This window comes from Nonomuraea sp. NPDC026600, assembly GCF_040638335.1.
In the GTDB taxonomy this organism is placed as follows: domain Bacteria; phylum Actinomycetota; class Actinomycetes; order Streptosporangiales; family Streptosporangiaceae; genus Nonomuraea.
Map to the genome: position 1 here is coordinate 1 of NZ_JBEZYD010000032.1, position 24,667 is coordinate 24,667.

22 protein-coding genes and 1 pseudogene are annotated in these 24,667 nt (G+C 63.9%); 11 read left to right on the forward strand and 12 right to left on the reverse strand.

The window, feature by feature from the left end:
• A partial coding sequence (locus AB0F17_RS47595) for a transposase family protein (protein ID WP_358037989.1) occupies positions 1–204 on the reverse strand: 204 nt, incomplete at its 3' end.
• A gap of 729 nt (positions 205–933) precedes the next feature.
• Here AB0F17_RS47595 and AB0F17_RS47600 point away from each other — a divergent pair.
• Positions 934–1,044, forward strand: a pseudogene (locus AB0F17_RS47600) (DUF664 domain-containing protein); the annotation flags it as partial.
• A gap of 323 nt (positions 1,045–1,367) precedes the next feature.
• On the opposite strand, the gene AB0F17_RS47605 reads toward AB0F17_RS47600, so the two are convergent.
• Entirely contained in the window at positions 1,368–2,963 is a 1,596-nt protein-coding gene (locus AB0F17_RS47605) for a restriction endonuclease (protein WP_358037577.1), read from the reverse strand.
• 327 nt (positions 2,964–3,290) lie between these two features.
• Between AB0F17_RS47605 and AB0F17_RS47610 the strand changes: the two genes are divergently transcribed.
• Together AB0F17_RS47610 and AB0F17_RS47615 are read left to right on the forward strand one after the other, a co-directional pair.
• Positions 3,291–4,241 carry a YDG/SRA domain-containing protein gene (locus AB0F17_RS47610; protein ID WP_358037580.1) on the forward strand — a complete coding sequence of 317 codons (951 nt, stop codon included), beginning with the start codon at positions 3,291–3,293 and terminating at the stop codon, positions 4,239–4,241.
• A gap of 121 nt (positions 4,242–4,362) precedes the next feature.
• Positions 4,363–7,428 carry a DUF3427 domain-containing protein gene (locus tag AB0F17_RS47615; protein WP_358037583.1) on the forward strand — a complete coding sequence of 1,022 codons (3,066 nt, stop codon included), beginning with the start codon at positions 4,363–4,365 and terminating at the stop codon, positions 7,426–7,428.
• A gap of 125 nt (positions 7,429–7,553) precedes the next feature.
• Here the strand turns inward: AB0F17_RS47615 and AB0F17_RS47620 are convergent, their stop codons facing one another.
• On the reverse strand, positions 7,554–8,558 hold the full coding sequence (locus tag AB0F17_RS47620; protein WP_358037586.1) for a hypothetical protein: 1,005 nt from the start codon (positions 8,556–8,558) through the stop codon (positions 7,554–7,556).
• A gap of 348 nt (positions 8,559–8,906) precedes the next feature.
• Here AB0F17_RS47620 and AB0F17_RS47625 point away from each other — a divergent pair, with 348 nt between their 5' ends.
• The 3 genes from AB0F17_RS47625 to AB0F17_RS47635 are packed head-to-tail and all read left to right on the forward strand — an operon-like array spanning position 8,907 to position 11,769.
• Positions 8,907–9,188, forward strand: a complete 282-nt coding sequence (locus AB0F17_RS47625; protein WP_358037589.1) for a hypothetical protein — start codon at positions 8,907–8,909, stop codon at positions 9,186–9,188.
• Positions 9,189–9,226: 38 nt separating this feature from the next.
• Positions 9,227–11,224, forward strand: coding sequence for a hypothetical protein (locus AB0F17_RS47630; RefSeq protein ID WP_358037592.1), 1,998 nt, complete (start codon positions 9,227–9,229; stop codon positions 11,222–11,224).
• Positions 11,221–11,769 carry a hypothetical protein gene (locus tag AB0F17_RS47635; protein ID WP_358037595.1) on the forward strand — a complete coding sequence of 183 codons (549 nt, stop codon included), beginning with the start codon at positions 11,221–11,223 and terminating at the stop codon, positions 11,767–11,769. Before AB0F17_RS47630 ends, AB0F17_RS47635 begins: the two co-directional genes overlap by 4 nt.
• A gap of 73 nt (positions 11,770–11,842) precedes the next feature.
• Here AB0F17_RS47635 and AB0F17_RS47640 read toward each other — a convergent pair whose 3' ends face one another.
• Entirely contained in the window at positions 11,843–12,607 is a 765-nt protein-coding gene (locus tag AB0F17_RS47640) for a helix-turn-helix domain-containing protein (RefSeq protein ID WP_358037598.1), read from the reverse strand.
• An 806-nt stretch (positions 12,608–13,413) separates the two neighbouring features.
• Here AB0F17_RS47640 and AB0F17_RS47645 point away from each other — a divergent pair.
• On the forward strand, positions 13,414–13,647 hold the full coding sequence (locus tag AB0F17_RS47645; RefSeq protein WP_358037601.1) for a hypothetical protein: 234 nt from the start codon (positions 13,414–13,416) through the stop codon (positions 13,645–13,647).
• 143 nt (positions 13,648–13,790) lie between these two features.
• On the opposite strand, the gene AB0F17_RS47650 is transcribed toward AB0F17_RS47645, so the two are convergent.
• Complete coding sequence (locus tag AB0F17_RS47650) at positions 13,791–14,036, reverse strand: winged helix-turn-helix domain-containing protein (RefSeq protein WP_358037604.1); 246 nt, start codon at positions 14,034–14,036, stop codon at positions 13,791–13,793.
• Between the two features lie 176 nt (positions 14,037–14,212).
• On the opposite strand from AB0F17_RS47650, the gene AB0F17_RS47655 reads away from it, so the two are divergent.
• Positions 14,213–14,395 (forward strand): hypothetical protein, encoded by a 183-nt coding sequence (locus AB0F17_RS47655; RefSeq protein WP_219527887.1) that lies wholly within the window; start codon positions 14,213–14,215, stop codon positions 14,393–14,395.
• Positions 14,396–14,930: 535 nt separating this feature from the next.
• Positions 14,931–15,197, forward strand: coding sequence for a hypothetical protein (locus AB0F17_RS47660; protein WP_358037607.1), 267 nt, complete (start codon positions 14,931–14,933; stop codon positions 15,195–15,197).
• A gap of 8 nt (positions 15,198–15,205) precedes the next feature.
• Here the strand turns inward: AB0F17_RS47660 and AB0F17_RS47665 are convergent, their stop codons facing one another.
• The gene (locus tag AB0F17_RS47665) at positions 15,206–16,444 is read right to left on the reverse strand and encodes a hypothetical protein (protein ID WP_358037610.1); all 1,239 of its coding nucleotides are present in this window, start codon (positions 16,442–16,444) and stop codon (positions 15,206–15,208) included.
• A gap of 29 nt (positions 16,445–16,473) precedes the next feature.
• Here AB0F17_RS47665 and AB0F17_RS47670 point away from each other — a divergent pair, with 29 nt between their 5' ends.
• Positions 16,474–16,677 carry a hypothetical protein gene (locus AB0F17_RS47670; RefSeq protein WP_358037612.1) on the forward strand — a complete coding sequence of 68 codons (204 nt, stop codon included), beginning with the start codon at positions 16,474–16,476 and terminating at the stop codon, positions 16,675–16,677.
• 306 nt (positions 16,678–16,983) lie between these two features.
• On the opposite strand, the gene AB0F17_RS47675 is transcribed toward AB0F17_RS47670, so the two are convergent.
• The 3 genes from AB0F17_RS47675 to AB0F17_RS47685 are packed head-to-tail and all read right to left on the reverse strand — an operon-like array spanning position 16,984 to position 19,879.
• Positions 16,984–17,742: an ABC transporter permease gene (locus AB0F17_RS47675; protein WP_358037615.1), complete on the reverse strand. Its 759-nt coding sequence runs from the start codon at positions 17,740–17,742 to the stop codon at positions 16,984–16,986.
• Positions 17,739–18,674: an ATP-binding cassette domain-containing protein gene (locus AB0F17_RS47680; RefSeq protein ID WP_358037617.1), complete on the reverse strand. Its 936-nt coding sequence runs from the start codon at positions 18,672–18,674 to the stop codon at positions 17,739–17,741. Before AB0F17_RS47680 ends, AB0F17_RS47675 begins: the two co-directional genes overlap by 4 nt.
• The gene (locus AB0F17_RS47685; RefSeq protein WP_358037620.1) at positions 18,671–19,879 is read right to left on the reverse strand and encodes a cytochrome P450; all 1,209 of its coding nucleotides are present in this window, start codon (positions 19,877–19,879) and stop codon (positions 18,671–18,673) included. The genes AB0F17_RS47680 and AB0F17_RS47685 overlap by 4 nt, the downstream gene beginning before the upstream one ends.
• Positions 19,880–20,041: 162 nt before the next feature.
• Between AB0F17_RS47685 and AB0F17_RS47690 the strand changes: the two genes are divergently transcribed.
• Entirely contained in the window at positions 20,042–20,710 is a 669-nt protein-coding gene (locus AB0F17_RS47690; protein ID WP_358037623.1) for a MarR family transcriptional regulator, read from the forward strand.
• Between the two features lie 73 nt (positions 20,711–20,783).
• Here the strand turns inward: AB0F17_RS47690 and hutI are convergent, their stop codons facing one another.
• The 3 genes from hutI to AB0F17_RS47705 all read right to left on the reverse strand — a co-directional run bounded on the left by hutI (position 20,784) and on the right by AB0F17_RS47705 (position 24,651).
• A complete protein-coding gene (hutI, locus tag AB0F17_RS47695) occupies positions 20,784–21,995 on the reverse strand; it encodes an imidazolonepropionase (protein ID WP_358037626.1) in 1,212 nt (403 codons plus the stop codon).
• Complete coding sequence (locus AB0F17_RS47700) at positions 21,992–23,365, reverse strand: formimidoylglutamate deiminase (protein WP_358037992.1); 1,374 nt, start codon at positions 23,363–23,365, stop codon at positions 21,992–21,994. The genes hutI and AB0F17_RS47700 overlap by 4 nt, the downstream gene beginning before the upstream one ends.
• 98 nt (positions 23,366–23,463) lie before the next feature.
• Positions 23,464–24,651: an allantoate amidohydrolase gene (locus AB0F17_RS47705; RefSeq protein ID WP_358037995.1), complete on the reverse strand. Its 1,188-nt coding sequence runs from the start codon at positions 24,649–24,651 to the stop codon at positions 23,464–23,466.
• Positions 24,652–24,667: the final 16 nt, after the last annotated feature.

The following is a 24,667-nucleotide window of genomic DNA, read 5'->3' on the forward strand; positions in this document are numbered from 1 at the left end:
CAGCACCTCCTGCCCAGCCACCGGCAGATCCGACAGGCACCGCTCATAGCGGCTATGAACCCGCACCGAGTCGCACCCACACGCCGGACATTCGCCCTTCGACCCCCTCGTCGCGGCCTTCACCCGCACGGTTGCTCCCATCCGGTGCACCCGTTCGATACGAACAGCGGCAAGGTGCGGGAACACAACCGCCAAGAGCTCCATGATCGACACGGAACAGGGTCCCGGCGCCAGCACCAGCCCGCATCCGGCTCAACATGATCGTGATCTCGAAAATCCGGCCGATCACGAAAAGTGGGCCAGACCCACTTTTACATGGCCACGGACATCGGTCGACATATTCGCTGAACCACTGCTGTGCGTCCTTCATGCTGCCGACCCACCTCCATCGGCAACCGCCGGAGAAGACGTAGGCCGCAATGACGCCCTTTGCGCTGCCGTCTTGTACACCTTCCGCCAGATCGCAACTTGATGAACCTGGGCGCCCGCCCACGCCCGCCGCGATCCAATAGCACCGCGAGCGAGCCTCCTTCTCCCACGAACGGTCGCCAGCCTCATAGCCGCCGTCGACTGCTGCCGCGCCTGTCCCCAGCCGCAGTCGCCCTCGCAGCTGCTGTCCTCGGAGTCCTCGGCAATGTCGCGACCGGTGCAGTCTCGCTTGCCCTGCCCCCGGCGATCCTTTGGCTGATCACGATCGGCCTGGCTCTTCTCATCATCGCTATCCAGTGGCGAGCAAGGGTTCGCGAAGGAACCGCCCCGACAGGCCCCTGACCGCTCCGTCGGCGACTCCGGACGATTTGCATGGCGTTGACGATCAAGCACATCCCCAGCAGGGAGTTGACGGTCACTCAATCCCCACCTCGACCACGTAGTTCCCGTGGGGCGGTTGGATCAGCCGTTTCAAGCGCTGCGGCATTCGGCCGAGCTGGCCAAGAACCCGTGTCACTGCGCTGGGTGCTGATGCACATGGTGGAGGAGTACGCGCGGCACAATGGCCACGCGGACTTGCTTCGGGAACAGATCGACGGAGCAGTAGGGCTCTGACCGCGCCGCCTGCTGCTTTTCCAGATGTTGCAGCTGGCGTTCCTACTCTTTCTCCTTGGCCTGTCTTGCGGCCTGGCGTGCCGACAACCAGAACAAAGCGTACAAAACATAGGGATTGAAGATCGACATTCCGGCTATCGGGCGGGACAGCCTGTCGAGGGACCGGGGCGCATGATTGCCCGCCCGCGCTCACTCTCTGCTACCAACCACCGATGTCGGTGATGGGCGAACCTCCTAGCGGCCATGCCTGCGTACCGTGCTGGCGTCCGCGAGCGCCCGCTGACGCAGCGCCTAGGCTAGGACGACTCGATATTCGCGTTAAGTCAGATACTGGGACCGGGGCGGCCGGATTGAGTGTTATTTGACGCCCGAGCATTCCGTGGAGGCGTTGTTCCAGGAATCACATCGATGTTCAGGTACTGCTTGATGAGATGCTTGAGCTCCGCCCCGTTGATCAACGTGATCCTGTTCCGCTGAGCGAACTGCTCGCTGGCACGCCCGAACCACGATGGGGTGACCAGGACACCGGTGGTGGCGTTGTGGTCTGCCATGACACCAGTGAGCGCGTGGACAGCATCCAGACCGACCAGATCCTTCCACCGCTTCGCCTGGATGAGGCAGACGCCGCCGAAGAAGAGGTTCTTGCTGGTAGCCACGGCGTCCACGCCACCGTCCTTGGAGGGGATAGTGGTCCAGGCTTCAGCGCCCATGGCCACGAACAGCTCCCTAACCAGGTGCTCGAACTCGGTGGGCGTCAGCTTGAGAAGGTTTCGGCGCGAATCCAGCCCGGAGACGACATCCATGTCTTCGGAGAACCGAAACCGCTTGAGGTCGAAGGTGATGAACGGCTCAATAGCCTCCAGGTCGTAAGGGTTGGGGGAAACGAGAGCGTTGAGGCGCTTCAAGCAGGCCACAGGGTTGACGTCGGCAAGGACGAGCTCCTCGAATGTGGCACGTTCGGCCTGCACACTCAGCAGGTGAGGGCGCACCTTCTTGCCGGTTGCCTGATCTGTGGTGTTGAGGCGCCCGTTGAACACGATCGCCTCGACGATCCGGCTCGGAGTGGCTGCGAAGATCTCATGCAGCGTGCGCAGAGCCACGCAGGCGAGGAGCTTGGCATATCTCTGCCTCACCTCTGTCTGAGGTCGCGGCACCAGGTCTATGGCATCTCGAACCTTGACGTACTTGTAGGCGCGTACGTCGGGGATGACACTCTGCGGCGGCAACTCGAATTCCACAACGAGGTCATGGTTCTCCGGCCGGTAAGCAACCTGGTAGAGACGAGGGAAACCCTTCGGGTAGATCGATCTCTCCAGAACTCTGGTGGTGAACCACTCCACAGCTTCTGGCTGGCCATTGTCGAACTCCGCGCGGAGGCGGTCCAGCTTGGCATTGTCCGCCGCGGCTTGGCTGGTGACTGCAGCCGCCTGACGATCGTGAGCTGTCCGAGCCGCACTCAACTCACGAAGGCGCTGCTTCTCACGTTTTTGCTGCTGAGCCACCGCACTATCGAACCGGCCGCGTGCCTCTTGCAGTCGGCGATCATAGCGGGACTGGCTGCTGAAGAGCTTGCTGAGGCCCGACGGTGGAGGCGGTGCGTACGCCACCCAGTCGGGAGGCGGCTCGGGAACGCCCAGGCGCCCGGCGTCGAACTGCATCGTGGCGGCGACGACTTTCATCTGGTCGAAGGCCAGGGGGCGCAGGTGGAGGAAGGCGAGCAGTACTTGATCCAGTTCCTCGATGCGTTTCGCAACCTTCGCGCTCTTTTGCTCGGTCGCCGCCTGCTGCTTTTCCAGATGCTGCCGCTGACGTTCTTGCTCTTTCTCCTTGGCGCGTTTTGCAGCCTCGCGGGCCCGTCGTTCGGCTTCTCTGCGCTGAGCTGCTTGATGCCTTTCCCACTCACTTCGACCACCAGCCACCGAGATCGACCCTCCGTTCGTGCCAGATGGGCAGGTCCGAGTCAATCCGTAGGCGGACCGGCGCCACCTGTGACGTTTAGCCAAGATTAGATCAACTGCGGGTATCCGTCATGAGCTGGCCGACAAACAGAACAAAGCGTACGAACCGTGCGGGATAGAGAGAAAATAGGCGCCTGCCGGACCCAATCCAGGTCTCCATTCGTCTCGGCAAACGAGCAGGCCACCCTTTCGACTAGGTCACATCACTGAGGGTGAGCGGACCACCAGTGGTGTCAGCCGGCGGGCTTCTGGGGCAATCCTGCTACCAGCACGAGACAACCTGTCCGCTTGGAACTATTTGACGCTCATGTTAGTTATGTCGGCATGGCGAGGATCTTTGGGCACATTAAGGGCCAACCCGTAGGGACGAAGTACGTGAATCGGCGGGCGCTGCACGATGCGGGCGTCCACGCTCCGCTCCAGGCAGGCATCTCGGGAACAGGAAATGACGGCGCCGACTCCATCGTGGTCTCCGGCGGGTACGTGGACGACAAGGACTACGGCGACATCATCGTCTACACGGGCCACGGCGGTCGCGACGCAGACACACGCCGGCAGGTCCGCGATCAAGAGTTATCCGATCCGGGTAACGCCGGATTGGTCCGCAGCGAGCTCGAGGGGCTGCCCGTCCGTGTGGTCCGGGGCCGTAACCCTGGCTCGCCCCATGCTCCTGCCTCGGGCCTCCAGTACGATGGCCTGTTCCGCGTGGAGTCCCACGGGGCGAAGGTCGGCATCGATGGATTCCGGATCTGGCAATTCACCCTAGTCAAGCTCCCAGACGAGGCATCTACGACGGCAACGCCCCCTCCTCTTCAGAGCACGCTCGATGGGGTCACAAACACCCCAGGCCCTGCCCCGGTGATCGAGACCGTGGTCCAGCGAATCGTCCGCAGCACCAAGGTTGTCCAGCAGGTTAAAGCCTGGTACGACCACGAGTGCCAAATCTGTGGGCTGGCAGTAGAAGTGGCCGGCGGCCGCTACAGCGAGGGGGCCCATATTCAGGCCATCGGCAGTCCTCACTATGGCCCCGACATTGTCGAGAACGTCCTCTGTCTCTGCCCAAACGATCATGTACGGTTCGACAACGGAGCGATTTACCTGTCCGATGATCTTAAGGTGATCGAAGCCCGCACCGGTCAGGTGAAGAGGACCCTCATCGTGAACCGGTCGCATCGGATCGATCCGCAGTATGTAGCGAACCACCGTGCACGATGGACAACAGGTACAGCGCGCGGATAGAGCTGACTCAGCCTCGATCTCTCGTGATCTTTGGATGATCGCCTGAGGAGCCCGACTGCTGAGCTAAGCGGCAAGCCGTTTACACCTTCACGTCGCCACGCCACGCCTTATAGTCGCGAGCGTGAGCGATCTCGAGCCGGGCGTCTACGAACACATAATCACCCGTCAAGTAGGCGCCCTGCTACGCGCAGTCCCTGACCGCGAGCTCATCGACCGACGATCATTGGACATCGCCGACTCCCACGAAACGCTGGCACGGCATCTGGCCGCGCTGACGCGCCGGGCGCTGCGCGCCGTCCGAGGGGAAACTGACGCCGCGAGGCTGGCCCGGCAGGTCGAAATCGTCAACCGTGTCGCCGATCTGATCGGCGACTTGGTGCCTGAGGCCGCCGCGCCTGAAGAACTCGTGGAGGCCGCCGAGGAGCTACTGGGCTTCGCCAGAAGCCGGGACGCAGCCGGGCAGGTGCGGTTCCCGGCGCGTCCAGCGATTCCTCTTACAGGCAGCGCGTTGCTGGTAAACGGCAGGGGCCAACCAGAGATCGGCCACGAGCTCAAGCACGAGCTGGCCTCCGCAGATCGCGTGGACCTGCTGTGCGCCTTCGTGAAATGGAACGGCGTGCGGGTGCTGGCCGATGCAATCGAGGAATTCTTGGCGCGCGGCGGACGACTGAGGCTGGTGACCACCACCTACATCGGCGCCACCGACCGCCTCGCAGTGGACCGGATGGCCGCCATGGGCGCCGACATCCGTGTCTCCTACGACACCCGGATGACCCGCCTACACGCTAAGGCGTGGCTGTTCCACCGGAAGTCAGGCTTGTCCACGGCCTACGTGGGCTCCTCGAACTTGTCCAAGACTGCTCTCAGTCATGGCCTGGAATGGAACGTACGGCTCGCCCAGGCGGAGCAACCACATCTGATCGACACCTTTGCGGCCACCTTCGACGACTACTGGGGCGACCCCTCGTTCGAGCCGTATGACCCGGCGCAGGATGCCGAGCGGCTCGATCGTGCCTTGTCGGCTGAGCGCTCCGGCAGCGGACAGGTCATCATCGACTTCGCCCACGTCGATGTCCGCCCTTATCCTTACCAGCGCGAGATCCTGGACGAGCTCGCCGCCGAACGCCAGATCCACGACCGATGGCAGAACCTGGTGGTCATGGCCACGGGTACCGGCAAGACCGTGGTCGCTGCCCTGGACTATCGCCGGCTACGTGACGCTGGACAGGCTGACTCGCTGCTGTTCGTCGCCCACCGTGAGGAGATCTTGCGGCAGAGCCTGCTCACCTTCCGCCAGGTGCTACGCGACGAGACATTTGGCGAACTGTACGTCGGCGGCGCGCGCCCCGAGCAATGGCGGCACGTCTTCGCCTCGATCCAATCTCTGCACGCCAACCCGGTGCCAGAGACGGATGCGTTCGACGTATTAATCGTGGACGAATTCCACCACTCTGAGGCTTCGACCTACCGGCACTTGCTGTCCACCGTGCACCCGAAGGTGCTGCTTGGTCTGACCGCGACGCCAGAACGCGCCGACGGGCAAGACATCAAGCACTGGTTCGGCGGTCGGATCGCAGCCGAGCTGCGGTTGTGGGAGGCACTCGAGCGTGGTCTACTCGCGCCGTTCCAGTACTTCGGCATCCACGACGGCACCGATCTGCGTCAGGTCGACTGGCGTCGGGGACAGGGCTACGACACAGGCCAGTTGTCCAGCGTCTACACGGGCAACGACCGTCGGGTAGCCGTTGTGTTGGAGACGCTCAATCGAAAGATCGGCGACGTCGGGCGAATGCGGGCCCTCGGGTTCTGCGTGAGCATCGACCATGCCCGCTTTATGGCCGACCGCTTCACCCGAGCGGGGCTCCCCTCGGTTGCAGTCACGGCACAGAGCTCGCCGACCGATCGTTCCCAAGCGTTGCGCGATCTGAGAGCACGCCGGATCAACGCAGTGTTCACCGTTGACCTCTTCAATGAGGGCGTCGATGTACCAGAGATCGACACCGTACTCTTCTTGCGCCCCACCGACAGTGCCACTGTCTTCCTGCAGCAGCTCGGCCGTGGTCTGCGGCTGTCCGATGACAAGCCATGCCTGACCGTGCTCGACTTCGTTGGCAACCAGCACAAGCAGTTTCGTTTCGATCGGCGTTACCGGGCGCTCACCGGTGCCAGTCGTACCGGAATCGCCCGCGAGATCGAGCAGGGCTTTCCCACCTTGCCCGCCGGTTGCGTCATTGACCTGGACCGCGACGTACGCCGCCTAGTCCTTGAGAACGTACGGCAAGCGCTCAGCCTCAATTGGAAGGACCTATCTCGCGAGCTGCGCGATCTCGGCGATGTCACTCTGCCGCGGTTCCTGGAAGAGACCGGACTGGATGTGGAGGACCTCTACCGGCGGCGGCAGGGATGGGCATCTCTGCGGTACGCCGCGGGCCTTGACACGGATACCCCAGACGAGCAGTTGGGCCGTGCCTTCGGCCGGATGCTGCATATCGACGACGTCGAGCGCCTCGCCTTTCTGGCTGAAGTGCTGGACGGCCGAACTCCGCACTCACCTCGCGAACTCCGTCTCCTGGCCATGCTGGACGTCATGTTGTGGGGCGGTACTCAACCTGCCTCCGGCATGGAGGCCAGACTCGCGCAACTCACCGGCGCTCGGGCTATGGAGCTTCGAGAACTAGCCGGCGTGCTGCACTCAGGGATTCGTCACGTCGCCCCGCAGTTGGACCCGATCGTGCCGTTGCACGTCCATGCCCGCTACAGCAAGAACGAAGTCTTGGCCGCCTTCGGCGTCGACAGGCCCGCCCACATGCGCGAGGGCGTCAAATATGTTCAAGAGCACCAGGCGGACCTGTTTTTCGTCACCATCGACAAAGCCGAAGACCACTACTCCCCGACCACGCTGTACCACGATCGGGCGATTAGCGAAGAGCTGTTCCAATGGGAATCGCAGAGCACCCTGCGCTCCTCCGCCGCAACCTCCCGCCGCTACCTATCCGGCGAGTCCACAGTTCACCTGCTGATCCGCCAGTCCAAGCGCGACGAAGGGCTGGGCGCGCCACCGTACACCTACGCCGGTCCCATGCGTTACGTCAGCCACGAAGGCGAACGACCAATCCGTTTCGTCTGGCGTCTGGACCACCCGCTCCCGCCCGACGTGTTCCACTACGCAAAGGCCACAGCCGGTTAAGTCTGGCGGCGGGTTAGCTGATCTTGACCGGTGCGCTCGCGACGCTCCGGTCAAGCGCGCCAAAGCGCCAGGCACGGGCAGCACGGGCCAAGACGCACCTCGCGGCTCGCCTGCCTCGCACCAGATCAGCGATCAACTGGCCACCCACCAAAGGAGTCTCCGTCCCGGTACACCAGTCCGATACCTTCTGCGCTCAACAGCTCTCGAAGATCATCGTTAGGCTCCTCTGGCAGGAGGACCGCGAGTGCCGGCTTCTTCGGGGTGACGTGCCGCCGGTAGTCCAGGAGCTGACCGATCGCCATCCGCATGTCCTTGCGGGAGCTAGTGCCCTTCGCTTCGAATAGCACGTGAGCGGTGACGTCGTACAAGTCGGTCAGCAGGGTGGAGCTCAAGCCCTTGACCCGAATCTCGAACCGCATCACCCGATGATGCTGGGCCTCAAGAAACACTTGAAAGTCGGCCGAGAGCTTGGCTTCCCGCCGTTCAGCCTTCGTCCGCTCAATCGCCGACCGTACGCTCGTCGTCGTCCTGTTGGTCTCCGACCTCACGAGTGAGCTGGTGGTGACATCTGCGGGAACTTGAATTGCTTGCGTTCTGCCCGCAGGTGGGATCTCGTCTGCGGCCTCGCGCGGAAAATCGCCGATGGGCCGCAACCGGAAGACGATGACGCGCCGTGGAACCCCTGCTTTGTTGGGTTGCACCCGCTCCGCATACGGCTCTTCAGTGTCCAACTCGAACGGCCCGACGTACCTCTGGGCCTTCATCCCGGAGCTGCGGGCGACGTTCAGGTGCTTGAAGTCCCTCGCCTTACCTGTGGCCTTGAAGACGTACAGCGCTCGGCCCTCATCAACATGGCACAGAATCGCACGGTTGCCGGACCCGTCCCTACCCACGAAGGTCTGGTCACCCTCGCCATGCCCGGTGTACTCGAAGATTGGGCCGAACTCGTCTTCCTCCTTTAGCCAACCATCGTGATAGCCAGATTGCTCACCTCTTTCGGGATCGGAGTAGATCAGCACGCTCGGCGTCTTTCGGCAAGGCTGAATGCCGTGCCCCTGACCACCTCCGAAGAGCTTGGCCATCTCGACCCGGGTAGTGATGAGACCTGGCTTAAGTAACGGAACGCCCATAGAGCAATTTTACGCGTCTTTTCGATGAGTATGGACAAGTCGACCATCTCGTCCCAGCGCCGGCTCTGCGAGTCCGGTTGCTGAACAGCAGACACGTTGCATGACCGTCCACCTATTGACCATGCACTGCGAGCTATGGCCGGCCGTGAGCTATCTGTCCGAAGTCGCCTCCGCTACTCAATGGCTCCTTCGAGCGCTACAGGTACGTGGCCTGCGATGGAGAGCTTTCGGCATTTATCATCTATGCCGGTTCACCAATCCCCTCGACGAGGACCCGTTTGCCCATTATCGTCGGAGAGATCCTTACATGTAGGTAGTCGTCCTCAAAGATCCAGAAGATCCAGGGTGATGGCCACACAGGAGCAGATCAACGCCTCTCGGCGCGTGATTGAACAACTACGCGACCAGCATGTCAACGACGTGCGCAAGCTCGTCAGCCTGCTCGAAAGCGGCGCGATGAAGGGCAAGGCCGCGGACAAGCTCATTGAGGATTGCCGAGGATGGGACGCGGCCTTCAAGAGTGTCTTCAACCGGGCGCTCGCGCTCCTTGACGCGACAGCCGTGGACCCTGGCGACCCTAACCTAGGGCGGCTCCAGCCTCCCAACAGCTTCGGAGAGCCCTATCGATGAGCCCGCACCCCTCACGAATCGGCATAGACCCAACGCTGATGACTCAGCTGATCAACGAGATAAAACGCCTCCACCAATCATGGCCGGAGGCCGATGTCCAGATTGACAGCGCGCTGAGAGCCATCGGCAAGAGCCTGTCTGGTCCGGGCCTGTTGAAGGATATCGCCTTCCAAGTTGCTGAACGAGTGCCCGACCTGCAGCGACGCCTTGATCTCATCGTCGCGACGCAGAAGATCGGGCTCGACAAAGGGACGATCTGGGCAGATGAATCCCTCTGGGTCTCGCACACCCCCGAAGGGGGCGCCGCAGCCGCCAAAGCAGTGGCAGACGAACTGCGCCTCGCTAGGAAAAACTCTCCTTTCCTCAAGGAGCCCCTCAGCGACAAGACCCTCGAGGCGTTGGAGAAACATCAACAAGATCCCTACTTCGCCATCGCCCTCGCCAAAGAGATGCCTCCCAAGGAGCTCAAGGAACTCCTGGCAGGGCTTGTACACACGCAAACAGGTCATCGCAATGGCGATCAGAACAACGAATCATTATCCGGTGCAGACCGGCTGCTGAGGACCCTCAGTATAACCTTGGGAACAGCGTCTCGAGGAGTCGGCGATATGAAGCTTCCCAAGGACTATGTCGACCAGTTGATTGGCAGTCAGGGCGAGGCGGGGGCCGGACTTATGGCCGGCGAACTGTTGAGGCATGGCACATTCGACGACGCCTTTCTGCACGACCTGGTTAACAAGGTCTACGATAATGCGCACGAAGAGTCCGCCAATCGAAAGGAGATAATCGCTTTCGGGCCTGGAGTGGCTGCCGCCTTAGCGAACAATCCTAGAGTTGCGCAGGATTTCTTGACCGACCAAGTACGCAAGCCACTCGCTTTCTTGATGCAGCAGCATACCTGGGGCGGTGAGAGTCAAGAGCTCGGACGCGCTATCGTGGCAGCTACCACCACATATCGCGATCATACTCAACCACCAGGGAGTTCACGGGGGTACAAGTCCGCCTTGATCGCATCATGGGCAATCCACTTCTGGTCCGACAAGAAGACCCAGTGGAACCTCCCTCAGACCCAACAAAGCGCAGCCCGTGTTCTCGCCGCCTACATAAGCGACGTTCATCGGACCCCCGGGGGTAATACCAAGGAAACAATGGGCGTTACTCCCCTAGCGGACCCTGACATGAATCTTCCAGGGGCTCAGCCTTACGGCGCCTTGCTAGAAGAGCAAAGCACCAAAAAGACATTGACTTGGGCATTGAGCGACCCCGCAGCACTCAAGACTGTTGTTGAGGGTCACGGAAAATACAGCTTGATGGTATTGGAAGCACAAGCTGCACAGATTCAAGAAATCAACAGGAAGGCCCTTGCCGCGTGGCACAACAGTCATCCGGATGCGACAAAGGCCGAACTTAGCGCACAGCGTCAAAAGATCCTCGAAGACGCCATGGCCGGCAGCGCAGCAAAGGAGTTTAAGGCGAAAGTTTTCAATCTCAGCGCATCACTCTACCTGATAGCCAACGCCGGTAATATAGCAAATATCAATGAAGCGGACCGGCGAGATGCGGCGCACGATGCATTCAAAGATGCAGTAATCAGCACGCTGAAGTTGACGCTTACGCCTGCCGGAGACTGGGTTGCCGCGGGATACGAACATCTGGATACTAACTTTAGTGACGGCATCCAGTTCAAGGAAGGAAAAGGGGCGCGTAGTGATGCGACGACCGCCCTCGCTACAAGTGAGGACCTATTTAAAGATCTTGTCGCAAATGCGATGCTTCGACATGGGATGTTTGGCGATGAATCCACTGTAGGCAGCAAGCACCCACACGCCTTTAAGAACTATGCCAAGGGTTCTGACGGAAACTTCTTAAGAGGCGAGCAGATCATACCGCGAAGCGATATGTCTGCTACGGAGGACTTTGCTTACCGACAGTGGCAAAGGGACGCGGCATCAAGCATATTTGACGACATCGACAGATCTGTTAAAGACGGGTTCAGGCCCCAAGGGCCACCCCTCGACTTAAGGGACGACGAATGAGCAGGCGTTCATTTACGGTACTGTTCATCGCCGCTGTAACAATCATGACAGGATGCTCGTCAGCACCTCCATCGAAGGACAATCGCCCGCTCGGCAACGTCACAGCCAAACCCCAGGAATGCGGCCTGATCGCCCGTGATGCTATTGCTCGCGCGATCGGCCTAAAAAGCTTCTATGCGGATGGCACGACATCAGCAGCACACTTCGCGTACTGCATCGTGACAAGATCGCCAAATGATTCTCAGGCGGCATGGATGTTGATCGAAGTTAAGGATCCACTTCCTTACTCGGTGCAGAGCCTTGAGGCTAGAAAAGCTAGTGACAAAGGTGTGGATCTGCCAAACGAGCTGAGGCCGGGCTACAGCGCCCCTATAAGAGACCAAGACGGAGAGCCCGTTGGAGCCTACGTGTCCGCGTGGACAAACCACGACCCTAAGCTACTCTCTATCAAAATCTTTCGAGGTGCACCAGGTCGCGATCATCAAGCGGATGCCATCGAGTTCGCCAGACAACTCAAGCCTTTTCTCCTTACTTCATCATCCTGATCCAGAGACGAACACCATGGCGCAATCGAATCAGAAATCGCCAAGATCCTCCGTGCGCCGGTGGACTTTGGGATCAATGATCCCTCTTGAACACGCCAAGAAAGGCGACCAGCGCCTTTTCCGCATCAATTTTGTCCGCAAACGACATGTCGTCCAGTCGGACTGCGCCAGCCTTTGTCCTCAGTGCTAGGTAGAAGAGACCGTCGTCGCCCTGCACTACACTCCCCTCTTCAATGCTCTCCAGAATAGTTTGAAAAGAGTCTCTAATAGCTCCCCGCCGCCGATCAAGAGACGCTAGAGGCTTGCGATATTGAACCCAGTCAATGATAACTCGTGACACGTGCGCAGGAAGGCGACTTTCCAGCACTTCTTCGAGCGCGAGACTAAATCCCCTATCGGTTATTGGAAGAGAATCTTCATAGAGAAGCTTGATCATCCTCTGGACGCGCTTTCTCTCTTCGTCAATTCTACTCTTCCAGTAGGCCTGCATAAGCAATTCGAGGTGCGGGTCTAGATCTGCATTTAGAATAATACGCTCAGTAGGCGTCACCGATTGCGGTGGAGGCGGAAGCTCGGCGTCACCAACCGCATCCGCCGGCGCATGACCACTGAGAACCAGCAGGGGTTCGAGCTTGATTCCAAGTGTCTTACTAATTCGCAACAGATGTCGAATTGTGGGTCGCGAACCACTGCGCCAACGCAGAACCGTACTCGGGCTTATTTCCAGAGCTCGGGCCAGAGAGGCATCCGTCGGATACCCCAGGCCACTCGCAGTCTGAGAGAGCCATAGCCAGAAACGGTTTTGTATTGCTGGGGTCCCTGGGGATGCCTCGCTCATGCACTCATCTCCGTGTTCTCCTCCTCCACGAGCTCGTGCGAGGAGGCTACCTATATGTACTACAACGTCCTGTTAGGCAACATTCATCCTAATAACCTATACCCGACTGCAGTCTGCGCGTACGCAATAGAGGAACATCGCTCATTGCACGCGCGCAACATAGTTTGACACACGTCCACCGCTTTGGTGATCTTAAGCGGTGGCGTGGCCCAAATAGTGCCTGGTGAGCCGATCATATGTTCGGGCCGAGGAAGGCCAGCGTTGGGGGTCCGATCGGGTCATTGACAGGCTGGTCTATACCCTCTAGCAGGGGGGATGCGCAGCCGATGCTTCCGTCAACCCTCTGAACCCAGCGCCTCGCCAGGGACACTCTGTCCCGTTGCGGTAAGGATTGCCTGCATGCAACGGAATCTTCTGGATGCATGCCGCGCTGCGGCGGTTCGGCTTGACATGCCCTAGGATCGGCAAGAGGCTGGACGCGCGTTCTACCCTTCGAGCCACGAGGGTTGGCGACGTGCGCAGGCACGGCAAGGGCCCGACATCGGAGACTCGCACCACGCGAAGGTTAGGTCTCCACTGCCGGGCCCTACGCAATGACTCACGCACCGGCCAGACCGGGCGGTACGGGAACCTGACGGAACAATACCCATGTCGAGAGCTATATGACAGCACGACGAGGGAATTCCGCTCTGATGGTGAGCCCGAACCTGGTGAGTCTCGGGGACTCGGGGCTACCCCCTCAGGGGGTTCTTCGAGCATTGCCGAGTCTCGTCGTGCTGGCTGGTGCCCATACAGAGAAAGGCACCATGTTCGTGACCAAGCCCCCCGAGCGGGCGGAGGATACCGACCCGCCCGATGACGACTCTCTCCTGTCGCTTCGCTCAGCGATGATCATCTTTGGATCGCTGGTCGTTGCGATCATCGTCGGCGTGCTGACGTTTGCTGCAGCGGGTAGTCTGCCCGTCGCTGCACTGGCAGGCGGTGGCGCCTTCCCCGGCACCATGACCTTCTTGCACAAGCAGATCTCGCGTCGTAGCTGAGAGCGTCAAGCTCCTTCCCCAGTCCATGGGTGCGGGGAAGGAGCTTGATCAGATGTCGAGAACACCTGGGCCTTCACCCCGGAGCCACGGGCGACATTCAGGTGCTTGAAGTCCCGCCCCTGTGGGCATCTGGACTGCTCAGATCAGTTCTCACGGAGCGCCACGAAGGTTCCGCGGCCCTGGATCGCGATGACGAAGCCCTCCTCGCGCAAGATGGCGATGGCCTTTCTGACGGTGTCGCGGCCCACTTCGTGCTCGTGCATCAACCTCTGCTCGGTCGGGATCGGCCGATTGGGCGGGAGCGTGCCGTCCGCGATCTGTGTCCGCAGCAGGTCTGCGAGCTGGCGATAGAGCGGTACCGGCCCTTCATGGTCGATCGTCATGAACATAGACCGTAAATGTCCGCATCCGTGGCCCATCACTCGCCCACATTTGCAATCAGGGGCAGACGTTTGCAGACGTTTGCTTTAGCCTGGGCACTGCAAGGCCTTCAAAGGGAGTCGGGCCCGTCCTCGCGACCCAAACGCCAAGACGGGCCCTTGATCGGACAGCGGAGGTCCGACCCATGGGTAACCCAATCACAGACCTACGATTCGGATCCTGCCTGACAGCCGAGATCCAAGCCGTACTCGAGAAGCACGGCTACCGGCTGCCTCCAGGCGGCGATCACATCCGCGAACTCGTCATGGCTCGCGTCGACATCGCGCTCAAGAACCTCGTCGAGATCTTCGAGGGGCGGACTTGGTGACATGGCGGGATGACATCCCCGACTTCCATGGTCCGCACGTTGCGTCGCCCCAGCCGGGCCACGTCGTGCTGACCTGGTACGAACCGACCTGCCGGGCTCAGCGTATCCGCGTGGTCTCACACACCTGCGAGTGCCGCCCGATGACGTACGAACTGTGCGCCGCCGCCGGCCAGGGCTTCATCCGTCGTACAGACCGAGAGAAGGGCACCGTCCGCGAAACCGCGTGGACGTTGACCGCAGCCGCCAGACGTACCTTCGATCAGATCCTTCAAGGCGAGGCCCAGTGAGAGTAGCGCGGCGGACGCCCTCCCTGGGCTCGTCCGCCGCGCCTGCGGAAACGAAGTGCGGGTCCTTGATCGGGGCCAATCCGGAATTCGTGCTCAGGGGCGCAGTCTGGCTCGCGGGCTCGAAGATCGAGTCCCACTCCCCTGTCAAGAGTGCCCGCTGACCCGTCTTCGCCAAAGCGAGGGTCCGATCCACCTGGGCTCTCGCCCGTATGGTGCTGCACGCCGAAGCACCGAAGGAGCCAGAAGAGATGAAGACCTTCACGGTGACCATCGCCGGCACGGAACGTTTCGACGGGGAGGCGCCCTACACCTGGGTTGTGGAGGCGACTGACGTGACGAGCGCCATGAACAAGGCCCTGGCCCACCACGCGCTTTCGCAAGAGCAGTGTTTGTGTGACCTGGAAATTGACCCTCTGCACACGTTCGAGGGCCTGCCCCCTGAGAACTGCGAATATTACTGGAACGACCTACGGCTTGCTGCTTTCGATGCAGACGGCGCCGATGGACGAGATTGAGTGCATGATCAGGCCATTGCCTCAATGGTGAGGATGCCCATGGATTCCGGCCCGACCAGCAGCAGGCACCCGTAGAAGCCGTAATCCTCGGGCGTTATTTCGAATGGCAGGCCGATTCCGTACGCAAGTGGGCGGACATTGCCGGAGCTGTTCGCGACCTGCTTGGTGAGGGTGTCGAACAAGTCACGACCGAGCAGAGCCACCAGTCGGTCGTTGGGGAAGCGGGGTTGCGGTTCATCGGCGTCGTAATCGTCGATCTCTCTCATTGCCCACGCACCGCTTGCTGCCAGCGCGAGATTGTGCTGCTCGAAGTCCGTCAGGAACCTGGTCAGGCTCTCCTCGTACAGTCGGTGGGGGCTGGTCACGTGTCCCTCGTCCCACCACTCCTCGCCCGCCAACTCGGTGCAGCGCGCTGACTTCGGCCACCACGAACGGAACCTGGCGTCGGCATCTTCTGGGGCCGCGCAGTCGAGATTCAGGCCATGCCGCTCGGCCTCCACCGTGATCTTCATCCGGTCGTTGTTGGTCAGCCAAACAAGCTCACCGAGCACCTCCGCGATACAGGAGGCGCGGATGGCAAGGTCCGCACGCCGGTAGTCCTGTTCGTTCAGGGAACGAGGCGGGTCGATCTCCCCCTTCATCAGGCGCGCGGGCTCCGGCCAAAGCGGGCCAAGGGGTTGCAGAGACGTCGCCGGGGCTACGGAAAGACGGAAGGTGTTTCCGTACAAGTCACGTCCGAGCAGGTGCAGCTCATCGTCGAGAGGAGCGCCGCCTGGCTGAGCGGCGACCGTGACACGCACCAAGTCGTAGTCACGCGAGCACACGAACAGTTTCCTGACCAGCCCCGCTATGAGTTCCTGAGCAGGTTCGTCCAAGGTCCCAGGGCCAACGTCAAGCAAGTCGGTCAGCAGTAGCTCCACCTCCGCGGCCACCTCCTCCAGCGGGCGCGCACCTGTCCATCCCCCCTTGCCTGGACCCGGATTTATCGCGTGGTTCAGCACCTCAACAGCGACCGGATGGCGGAATCCTGCCTCCCCCACCCCCGCGAACGTCTCTGGAAACCGACCGAAGTTGGCAACCTCCACTGGCGTCGGCGCGGTCGTCCACGGTTGGTCTTCAGGAGTCGGCGCGACGCCGCTGATCGGCGTGAAGCGGAACGCCGGAAGATCGGTCTGCGTGTCGACCGGTCCCCAGCGCTCTAACAGATGCGTTGCGGCTACCGGCCATCTGTGCCCCCAGTAGGTCATCTACCCGCCTCCTGCCGCTGTAAGGTCAGGTGCGTGCATCCCTGACCCTGCTCGCCAGCTTTGATGATCTTAGAGAGAAACGTAGAGCATCAGGAGAGGATGCCTATGTGATTCCGGCGCGATCGGCAGCGGCGAACATTCGCGTCTTGGGTTCGCGGGTGCAGGCCGATGTGGATGCCGCGCACAATGTGATCAACAAGGCGAACTCGTCCCATGGGATCATGGGGCGGTGATATCGAAGCCGTGGAAAGACAGGTTGGTGGTCACCGCCGTCATGCTGTCGATTTTCGCTGTCCTTGGCCTGGCGGTGCTCCTGTGCATGTTCCTCGTCGGTGTCAGCCTCCACAATTTCGAGTGATCAAGGCATGAGCCTGCCGTGTCCACCCGAAGAGGATGTCCTTAAGCACTCACTCGACCGGCCGATCGACGGGCGCGGGAGTGGACAGACTTGGCGCGCATGCCGTTGGCCGCTCAGGAGCTTGCTCGGGGTCCGACACGGCAGGCAAGCGCGTGGCCAGTGCCCAGCCAGACGGCGATTCTCATCGGTTGTAGAGCTTTCGTGCCCACAGGTATCCGCCCAGGGCGATGACCGCGCTCCAGACAGCCGCCTCCACAAAACTGGAGCCGGCCGGACGCCCGGCCAGCAAGGCGCGCAGAGTCTCAATGACAGGGGTGAACGGCTGCTGCTCGGCGAACCACCGCAATCCCGTCGGCATCGACTCGGTCGGTACGAAGCCGCTGCCGAGGAACGGCAGCATCATCAGCGGCATCGGCAGATTGCTGGCCGTGGTGACGCTCTTGGAGACCATGGCGAGCGCGACCGACAGCCACGTGATGGCGAAGGTGAACATGGCCAGCACCCCGACCACACCGAGCCAGTCCAGCGCCGAGGCGGACGGGCGGAAGCCGATCAGCAGGGCCACCAGCGTCGCCACCGCGATCGCGATGAACGTCTGCACCATCGCCCCGAGCACGTGCCCGGTGAGCACCGAGACACGGGCGATAGCCATGGTCTTGAACCTGGCGACGATGCCCTCGGCCATGTCGGTGGCCACCGAGATCGCGGTCCCCTGCGCCGCACCGGCGATCGTCGTGATCATGATGCCGGGGGTGAGATAGCCGACGTAGGCCGCGCGGTCGCCGCCGATGCCCGCGCCCATGGTGCCGCCGAAAACATAGACGAACAGCAGCAGGAACACCACCGGAACGCCGGCGAACGTAAGGACCAGCGACGGGTAGCGCCAGATGTGTTTGACCTGGCGACGCAGCATCGTCGCCGAGTCGGTGATCGCTCTCATCGGGCGGGCTCCTTGGTCAGGGTGAGGAAGACGTCGTCCAGGTCGGGGGTGTGCACCGTCAGCTCGGCGACGTCGATGGCCTGGTCGTCCAGCCATTCCAGGAGCTTCTTCAGCGTCTTGACGCCGCCGGAGTTGGGGATCTGAACGGTGAGCGCCGCGTCGTTGCCTGAGGTGGCGCCGACGTGGGGCGCCGCCCTGCGGTAATCGTCGACGTCGGCGAAGCGCACGACGACGTGGCCGCCGGGGACCAGCCGCTTGAGCTCCTGCGCGGTGCCCTCGGCCACCAGCTCGCCCTGGCTGAGCAGGGCGATGCGGTCGGCGAGCTCGTCGGCCTCATCCAGGTACTGCGTGGTCAGGAAGATGGTCACGCCGTCCTGCTGGACCAGGTCCCTGACGATCTGCCACATGGTACGGCGGCTGCGTGGGTCCAGGCCCGCGGTCGGCTCGTCAAGGAAGATGAGCTTGGGCGTGCCGACCATGGTCATGGCGAGGTCGAGCCGACGGCGCATGCCGCCCGAGTAGGTGGCCGCCGGCTTGTGTGCGGCGTCAATAAGGTCGAAGCGCTCCAGCAGTTCGCGAGCGCGCGTGCGGCCTCTGGAACGGCCGAGGTGGAGGAGGTCGGCCATGAGCCGCAGGTTCTCCTCACCGGTGAGCAGGCCGTCCACGGCGGAGAACTGGCCGGTGACGCCGATCGCGGCGCGCACCTTGTCGGGTTCTCTGGCCAGGTCGTGCCCGGCCACCCAGATCTCGCCGGCGTCGGCCTTGATCAGGGTGGACAGGATCTGCACGGCTGTGGTCTTGCCCGCGCCGTTGGGGCCGAGCAGGGAGAAGATCGTGCCCTGCGGGATGGTGAGGTCGATACCGTCCAAGACGCGGTGCGAGCCGTACGACTTACGCAGTCCCGCCACCGAGATGGCAGGGACCGCGCTCATGCCCGGTCCCAGGTGACGGGCAGGCTGCGTACGCCGTAGATCTGCGCGGGGTCGGTGCGCAACGGCACCTCTTCGTCCGGTACGGCGAGCCGTAGCGTCGGGAATCGGGTGAGCAGCGCGGAGAAGGCGACGCGCATCTCGACGCGGGCGAGCTGCTGGCCGAGGCACTGGTGGATGCCGTGGCCGAAGGCGAGGTGCCCGGCAGCCGAGCGGCGCAGGTCGAGCATGTCGGGGTCGGCGAACTTGGCCGGGTCCCTGTTGGCGGCGTTGAGCGCGATGAAGACCGTGTCGCCGGCCTTGAGCTGCGTACCGCCGAGCTCGACGTCCTCCAGGACGCCGCGCATGCCGGTGGCGGCGATGGACAGGTAGCGCAGTAGCTCCTCCACGGAACTGTCGGCCAGGCCGGGGTCGTCGCGCAGGGCGGCGAGCTGCGCCGGGTCGCGCAGCAGGGCGAACGTGCCGAGCGCGAGCATGTTGGTGGTGGTGTCGAGGCCGGCGCCGAACAGGAAGGCAGCCACGCCGCCGAGCTCCTCGTCGGTCAGGTCGCTGCCCGTGGCCAGGTCGCTGAGCAGGTCGTCGGTCGGCTTCGCGCGCTTGGCGACCGCGAGGTCCTGCAGATACTTGCCGAGCTCGATGAAGGCCGCGTACTGCGCCTCGGGCTCTGGGGCGTCCGAGAGGGTCCGCGTGTAGGTCTGGAACTGGTCGCGCTCCTCGTACGGCACGCCTAACAGCTCGCAGATCATCAGGGCGGGGACGGGCAGGGCGAAGACCTCGATGAGGTCGGCGGGCGGCCCCTGCCGCTCCATCGCGTCGAGGCGCTCACGGGTGATCTCGGTGACTCGCTCGGTGAGCAGGTTCATCCTGCGGACGGTGAACTTGCCCGCCAGGATCTTGCGGAAGCGGGTGTGCTGGGGCGCGTCCATGCCGGTCAGGTCGCCGACTGGCGCGGGCGGCAGGTGCCCGCCAGCCATCGGGAAGTACTGAGTCTCGTAGCGGGAGCTGAAGCGCGGGTCGGCGAGGATCTGGCGGACCAGCCCGTAGCCGGTGACCAGCCAGACGCCGGGGGCGCCCTCGGGCGCGGCCAGGCGGGCGATCGGCTGTTCGGCGCGCAGGGCGGTGACCTCGGGGGCGGGGTCGAAGGGGCAGGCGGGTGCACGGTCGAAGGACGGCATGACCGGCTCATCACGATAGTACGCGTTTGACATGCCTTGAAAGCTACGTTGCATTCAGAATAAGTGTCAATCTGGAGAAGTGCATTAGTACAGGTATAAGCAGAAAAATCAATGCAATGACGCTGGGACCGAACGCAATGATTCGTTGCAATCGATGGCCGCGAAGGCAACAATGGCGTCATGCCAGGAGGAAGGTTGACCCAACGGGACCGTCAGCGCATCGCGGTCGGCCTCACAGAAGGACTCGCCTATGCCGAGATCGCCAGGCGGCTCGACCGGCCGACCTCGACGATCACCCGGGAGGTCGGCCGCAACGGCGGCCCCGGCGGCTACCGGCCCGAGCAGGCGCACCGGGCGACTGAGCGGCGGGCGCGGCGCGGCACGCCGACTCCCCTATCCGCAGCCGGGCCGTCGGACGGCAAGGCGGGCGAGGTGGATGACGGGATGATCGAGATGGTGGTCCGGATGGGGCTGCCGAAGATGATGGCGCGCGTGCTCCTCAGCCTGTGGCTGAGCGAGGACGGCAGGCTCACCGCGGCCGAGCTGACGCGCAGGCTGAAAGTCAGCCCGGCCTCGGTCTCCATGGCCGTGGGCTACCTGATCCAGCAGGGGGTGATCAGGCGAGAGCGCGATCCGCAGCGACGTCGCGACATCTACGTGGTCGACGACGACACCTGGTACCACTCGATGGTGATCAGCTCGCAGCAGTCGCTCGAGGCGGCGGCGGCCGCGAAGACGGCGGCGGAGACGATCGGGCTCGACACACCCGTGGGGCGCCGGCTGGCCAAGGGCGGGGCGTACCTGGAGCAGATCAGCCTGGACACGCTGGAGTCGGCCAAGCGTTGGCGCGGCTTGCTGTCGTGATCGGCCCAGCGGATTGATCACAACGTGACGGCTTGGACGTGGCCAGGCAGAGCGCTACGCAACGTAAGGCTGGTCAGGTCACCACTTGGCGGCCGCGCTGCCAGACGGCGGAGATGAGCGGGACGCCGGGTCGATAGGCCAGGTGCACGTGGGAAGGAGCGTCCAGCAGCATCAGGTCGGCGCGTGCCCCCACGACGATCCGCCCCACGTCGTCCCGCCGCAGCGCCCGCGCCCCACCCAGCGTCGCCGCCCATACCGCCTCGTCGGGGGTCATGCCCATCTCCCGAACCGCCAGAGCGACACAGAACGGCATGCTGGTGGTGAAGCTGGAGCCAGGATTGCAGTCAGTCGACAGGGCCACCGTCACGCCCGCGTCCAGGAGGCGGCGGGCGTTCGGGTACGGGGCTCTGGTGGAGAACTCCGCCCCCGGCAGCAGGGTCGCGACCGTGGTCCCGGAGGCCAGGGCGTCCACATCCGCGTCGGTCAGGTGGGTGCAGTGATCAGCGGAGGCTGCGCCCAGCTCGACGGCGAGTTGGACGCCGGGTCCGTGGCTGAGCTGGTTGGCATGGATCCTGGGCACGAGGCCGCGCTTGATGCCACTCTCCAGTACGGCCCGCGCCTGATCCCCGTCGAACGCCCCTCGCTCGCAGAAGACGTCCACCCATCGAGCATGGGGAGCGCAGGCGTCCAGCATCGCCCCGGTCACCAGCTCCACGTACGCATCGGGGTCGTGCTCGGCCGGTACGACGTGCGCGCCGAGGTAGGTCACCTCATCGGTGTGCTCCGCGGCGATGCGCAGCAGGCGTGCCTCGTCCTCGACGGTGAGGCCGTAGCCTGACTTGCACTCGATGACCGTGGTGCCCTGTCGCAGCGCCTCGCCCACCAGGCGGGCCACCCCCGCCGACAGCTCCTCGTCACTCGCCGCACGGGTGGCCGCCACCGTCGTACGGATCCCGCCCGCGGTGTAGGGCAGGCCGCGCATCCGCGCGTCGAACTCGGCTGTACGGTCACCCGCGAAGACCAGGTGGGCGTGGGAGTCGACGAATCCGGGGAGCATGGCCCGGCCGCCCGCGTCATACAGCCGATCCGCCGCCGGAGCCTGCGAAGCCGGCCCCACCCAGGCGATCTCCTCGCCGGAGACGACGACGGCGGCGTCCGTGATGAGCCCGAGCGGGCCCTCACCCAGCAGGGGGTCGTTGGTGACCAGCGTGGAGATCCCGGTGATCAGGAGGCTTCCCATCGTGCCGCCGACCGCACGAGTCGTGCCCTCAACCTCGTGAGTCATGACGCCACCCGCGCGAGGGCCTGCCGCAGCGCGCCAGCGACGTCGGGAACGAGCTGGTGGATGCCGCGCCGTACGATCACTCGGCCGCCCGCGACGACGTCGCTGACGTCGGCGGAGGTGGCCGCGAAGACAGCGGTCTCCGGACCGTGCGGCGGGCCCGCGGCCCGAGGCGAGTCGAGCGGGCCCGCGCTCCGGACCGAGCCAAGAGAGCCCGCCGTCCGGACCGAGCTAAGAGAGCCCGCGGTCCGGACCGAGTCGAGGGAGATCGTGACGAGGTCGGCGAGCGCGCCGACCTTCAGTGTGCCCGCCTCCGGCCAGCCCAGGGACGCGTGGCCGTCGGCGGTGGCGGCCCGCAGGAGCGCGTCCGCCGTCCAGTGGCCGCGGCGGCGGGTGCGCAACCGCTCGTTCAGTTCCATTGCCCGAGCCTCCTCGAACAGGTCGATGACGGCCTGGCTGTCGCTGCCGAGCGACAGCGGCGATCCCGCGGCCTGCACCTCGCGAGCGGGTCCGATGCCGTCGGCGAGATCGCGTTCGGTCGTGGGGCACATGCACACCGTGGTGGCCGAGCCACCGAGCAGCGCGATGTCCTGCGGGGTCAGGTGTGTGGCGTGCACGGCGGTGGTACGCGGCCCGAGCAGCCCGTGGTCGGCGAGCAGGCGCGTAGGCGTGACGCCGTACGCCGCCAGGCAGCCCTCGTTCTCGGCGGGCTGCTCGGACACGTGCGCGTGGATCGGGGCGTGCCGCTGCGCCGCCCAGGCGCCGACCACCCCGAGCTGATCGGCGGGAACGGCTCGGACCGAGTGGACGGCCGCGCCGACGCGGGCGTGATCCCGCTCCTTCAATCCGGAGACCCGCTCGGCCCACGCCTCCCCTGAGCCGTCGCTGAACCTGAGCTGGGTCTCGTCCGGTGGAGCGCCGAACCCCGACGAGAGGTAGCAGGTGTCGAGCAGGGTGATCCGGATGCCGGCCTGGGCGGCGGCCTCGATGAGCGCCTCGCCCATCGCGTTCGGGTCGTCGTAGGCGACGCCTCCGGGAGCGTGGTGAAGGTAGTGGAACTCGCCGACGCAGGTGATCCCCGCGAGGGCCATCTCGGCGTAAACCGCCCGCGCCAGCTCCAGGTACTCGTCGGGGGTGAGGGCCGCCGCGACCCGGTACATGGTCTCGCGCCAGGTCCAGAAGGTGCCGCCGCCGAGCTGCGTGGCCCCGCGCAACGCCCGATGGAAGGCGTGCGAATGGGCGTTGGCCAGCCCCGGGATGACCAGGCCGTCCAGAACGACGGCGTCGCCGGGAGCGCTGCCCGCTTGAAGGGAGGCGATACGGCCCGCCGAAACCTCGATGAGCACGCCGGACTCCAACGCGCCGGACCCCAACGCGGTGGCCTCCGACGCGGTGGCCTCCGACGCACCGGACGCCAACGCGCCCGACTCCGACGCGCCGGTCCACGCGTACCTCGCCCAGAACCGGCCGTTCACAGCAGGTCCTCCAGCACGGCGGCCAGGGCGGCCACCCCGGCGAGGCAATCGGTCTCCTCGGCGTATTCCTCCGGAGAGTGCGAAACGCCGGTCGGATTCCGTACGAAGATCATGGCCGTGGGAAGGACGGAGGCGAGAATGCCAGCGTCATGCCCCGCACCGGTCGGCAGAACGGGAACCCCACCGAGCCCGGCGACCAGGCGGTCCCTGAGCGACCGGTCGAAGGCGACCACCGGCGTGTACGACTCGCGGGTGACCTCCGCCCCCGACTCGTGAATGATCTCTTTCACCAGCATGTCGAGAGTGGCGGAGTCGGCGGCCCGCGAGTCCAGCCAGGCGGTCACCCGGGAGGCGATGGCGTTGGTGCCGTTGGGCTCGACGGAGATCTTCCCGAAGGTGGCGAGCGCCCCGGCGAGCCTGGCCTGCTCGCGGGCGTTCAGGACCGTGGCGGCGTAGGCCAGCATCGGGTCGCGGCGGTTCTCCAGGCGGGTGGTGCCCGCGTGGTTGGCCTCTCCGTGGAAGTCGAAACGCCAGCGGCCGTGCGGCCAGATCGCCGACGCGACGCCGACCGGCGCGTCGCCCAGGTTCCGGCCCTGCTCGACGTGGAGTTCGACGTACGCGCCGATACGCGCGAGCCGCTCGTCATCACGGCCGATCACAGCGGGGTCATGTCCCGCACGCTCCATCGCGTCGCCGAGCAGGACGCCGTCCTGGTCCCTGAGAGACCGGGCGTGCCCCGGGTCCAGGACCCCTGCCATCAGCCGAGACCCGACGCAGGCCACGCCGAACCTGGCGCCCTCCTCGTCGCCGAAGTTAACGATCGCGAGCGGGCGGCGGCCACCGGTGGTGCCCCGATCCTGGAGCGTGCCCGGGTCCTGGAGCGTGCCCCGATCCCGGAGCGCGTCCAGGGCCGCGAACGCCGACACGACACCGAGCGGCCCGTCGTATGCTCCCCCGTCAGGCACCGAGTCCAGATGGGAGCCGGTGACGATAGCGTCCCCCGCCTCGGGGTCTCCGTACCAGGCCCACTGGTTACCGTTCCGGTCGACCTCGTAGGTCAGACCCCTCTTCAGCGCCTGCTCCCTGAACCACGCCCGGCATTCGCCGTCGGCCGCGTTCCAGGCGTGGCGACGATATCCGCCGGTCGCGTCATATCGGCCGACGGGCAGCAGCTCGCGCCACATCCCCCGGAAGTTGCCG

Excerpts from the sequence above, each read along its gene's own strand:
- AB0F17_RS47645 (WP_358037601.1), top strand. The coding sequence starts at position 13,414 with ATGTTCGTGACCAAGCCCCCCGAGCGGGCGGAGGATACCGACCCGCCC.
- hutI (WP_358037626.1), bottom strand. The coding sequence starts at position 21,995 with ATGACTCACGAGGTTGAGGGCACGACTCGTGCGGTCGGCGGCACGATG.
- AB0F17_RS47625 (WP_358037589.1), top strand. The coding sequence starts at position 8,907 with ATGGCCACACAGGAGCAGATCAACGCCTCTCGGCGCGTGATTGAACAA.
- AB0F17_RS47630 (WP_358037592.1), top strand. The coding sequence starts at position 9,227 with ATGACTCAGCTGATCAACGAGATAAAACGCCTCCACCAATCATGGCCG.
- AB0F17_RS47655 (WP_219527887.1), top strand. The coding sequence starts at position 14,213 with ATGGGTAACCCAATCACAGACCTACGATTCGGATCCTGCCTGACAGCC.
- AB0F17_RS47685 (WP_358037620.1), bottom strand. The coding sequence starts at position 19,879 with ATGTCAAACGCGTACTATCGTGATGAGCCGGTCATGCCGTCCTTCGAC.
- AB0F17_RS47675 (WP_358037615.1), bottom strand. The coding sequence starts at position 17,742 with ATGAGAGCGATCACCGACTCGGCGACGATGCTGCGTCGCCAGGTCAAA.
- AB0F17_RS47620 (WP_358037586.1), bottom strand. The coding sequence starts at position 8,558 with ATGGGCGTTCCGTTACTTAAGCCAGGTCTCATCACTACCCGGGTCGAG.
- AB0F17_RS47680 (WP_358037617.1), bottom strand. The coding sequence starts at position 18,674 with ATGAGCGCGGTCCCTGCCATCTCGGTGGCGGGACTGCGTAAGTCGTAC.
- AB0F17_RS47640 (WP_358037598.1), bottom strand. The coding sequence starts at position 12,607 with ATGAGCGAGGCATCCCCAGGGACCCCAGCAATACAAAACCGTTTCTGG.
- AB0F17_RS47635 (WP_358037595.1), top strand. The coding sequence starts at position 11,221 with ATGAGCAGGCGTTCATTTACGGTACTGTTCATCGCCGCTGTAACAATC.
- AB0F17_RS47705 (WP_358037995.1), bottom strand. The coding sequence starts at position 24,651 with ATGTGGCGCGAGCTGCTGCCCGTCGGCCGATATGACGCGACCGGCGGA.
- AB0F17_RS47665 (WP_358037610.1), bottom strand. The coding sequence starts at position 16,444 with ATGACCTACTGGGGGCACAGATGGCCGGTAGCCGCAACGCATCTGTTA.
- AB0F17_RS47660 (WP_358037607.1), top strand. The coding sequence starts at position 14,931 with ATGAAGACCTTCACGGTGACCATCGCCGGCACGGAACGTTTCGACGGG.
- AB0F17_RS47650 (WP_358037604.1), bottom strand. The coding sequence starts at position 14,036 with ATGTTCATGACGATCGACCATGAAGGGCCGGTACCGCTCTATCGCCAG.